Origin of the sequence: Streptomyces sparsogenes, assembly GCF_001704635.1 — a bacterium.
Classification (GTDB): Bacteria; Actinomycetota; Actinomycetes; order Streptomycetales; family Streptomycetaceae; genus Streptomyces; species Streptomyces sparsogenes.
The window spans coordinates 1-1,912 of the sequence record NZ_MAXF01000246.1 but is presented as its reverse complement, the minus strand read 5'-3'; the positions used below and the strand labels follow the sequence as shown (position 1 = coordinate 1,912).

Sequence of the window (1,912 nt, the reverse complement as noted above, 5' to 3'; positions counted from 1 at the left end):
GGGTTCGTGGAAGGTGCCGTCGCGGAGCATTGCGAACAGCACGTTGATGCGTTGTCGGGCCAGGCGGAGAAGTGCCTGGGTGTGGGTTTTTCCGCGGGCCCGGCATCGGTCGTAGTAGGTGCGGGAAGCGGGATCGTGCAGGGCAGCGAACGCGGACAGGAACATCGCTCGTTTCAGCTGCCGGTTGCCGCCTCTGGGTGCGTGTTCCCCGTGAATCGAGGTCCCGGACGACTTGGTCGCCGGGGCAAGGCCGGCGTAGGAGGCGAGGTGGGCGGCGGTGGGGAAGCTGGTTCCGTCGCCGACGGTGACCAGCAAGGTGGCGGCGGTCCTGACCGCGACCCCCGCAAATCGAGGTCAGGACCGCGGAAAGAGGGTGAGCCTCCAGCAGCTGTCCGATCTGCGCTTCCAGGGCTCGTCGTTGTTCGTGGACGGCCGCGAGCGAACGGGCCAGGGAGGGGATCACCAGGTCCAGGGTGCCGGTGCCCGGGACCACGACGGTCTGCTCGTCGAGCGCATCGAACACCTCGTCGATCAGCCGCTGGGACATGCGCGGAGCCTTGGGCCGGATCACCTCGACCAGCTTGCGGCGTCCGGCTTTCCGCAGGGCGGCTGGGGATCCGTAGCGTTCCAGCAGCCAGGTCACCGCGGGGTGGTCCAGGCGCGGGCCCAGGACGCGCTCCAGGCTGGGGTGGAACTGGGTGAGCAGGCCGCGTATCCGGTTCGAGGTGCGGGTCGCCTCGGCCGCCAGGTCCTGATCGAAGCCCACCAGCACGGTCAGTTCGGCGGTGATCTCGTCGGTCAGTTCCAACGAGCGCAGGGTGTGCGGCATGGTCCGGGCGGCGTCCGCGATCACCGCGGCGTCCTTCGCGTCGGTCTTCGCCTCGCCCGGGTAGAGATCGGCGATCCGCCGCATGGACAGACCGGGCAGGTAGGCGACCTTGCAGCCGGCATCCCGGGCGACCGTCAGGGGCAGGGCTCCGATCGAGGCGGGTTGGTCCACGATCACCAGCACGGTGCCGAACTTCGCGGCCAGCTTGTCGAAGACGGCCCGCAGCTTCGGCTCGCTGTTGGGCAACTGCTTGTCGAAGACCTTCTTGCCGGCCTGGGTGAGGCCGTGCCCGTGGTGGGCCGTCTTGCCGACGTCCAGACCGAGGAAGACGCCCACGTCGTCGATGTCGTCCAACCTATCCTCCCGAACGGGTTCGTGCGGTGCTGGCCGGGGCTTCGGCGCCGTATGCGCGCATCCACGTTATGCAGACCTGCCGCCCGCAAGCGGCCATGCATTGCGCCAGGCCAGGCGGTAGTCGGACCTCTCATCAGCGTCTCCAACGGCGCCTCCCGGGCCCGGGTTGAGTCGGCCTGGGACGCGGTGCCGGGATTGCTCCCGGTCCGTTTCCCCAGGCCGCTCGCCGAACCCGCCGTGCGCCTTACGACGCAACGGGCTCTCCACGGTCTCTGCCGTCGTGCGTGGTTATGCGGAGGTCCAGGGATTGGGAATCCTGTTGCCCCGGTAGCGGTAGCGGGTAACCGGCACCGCCGCCATATCGAAACAACTCGACTCCGTCCGCAGAGATCGGCTTCCAGCTCCCGTCTGGAGCCTTGAGCCACCGGCGAACGTCCTTCCGCTTCCAGCGATGCAGGGTTTGCATCCATTTCACCATCCGCCACCAGACAAAATTCGCCAGGTTACTCAGGGTGTGTTTGCAGACCGCATGCCGGAAGTAGTTGGCCCAACCGCGCATGATCAGGTTGATTCTGACCAGCACCTCCCTGGGATTCTGCTGCGACTTCCTGCTCGTCAGGGCACGAATCCTGTCCTTCAGCGACCGGATTGGCCGGTCCGCGATGAACGTGTAGACGTACCACTTGTCCGTTCCTCGCTTGTGTTTCCACTGGATGCGGAACCCAAGGA

1 protein-coding gene and 1 pseudogene are annotated in these 1,912 nt (G+C 66.9%); both read right to left on the bottom strand.

Annotation, left to right across the window (positions count from 1 at the left end):
• A pseudogene (locus BBH68_RS38670) lies at positions 1–1,183 on the bottom strand (IS110 family RNA-guided transposase); the annotation flags it as partial.
• A 244-nt stretch (positions 1,184–1,427) separates the two neighbouring features.
• The coding region (locus BBH68_RS40345; protein ID WP_281182522.1) for a group II intron maturase-specific domain-containing protein at positions 1,428–1,912 on the bottom strand (485 nt) is incomplete at its 5' end.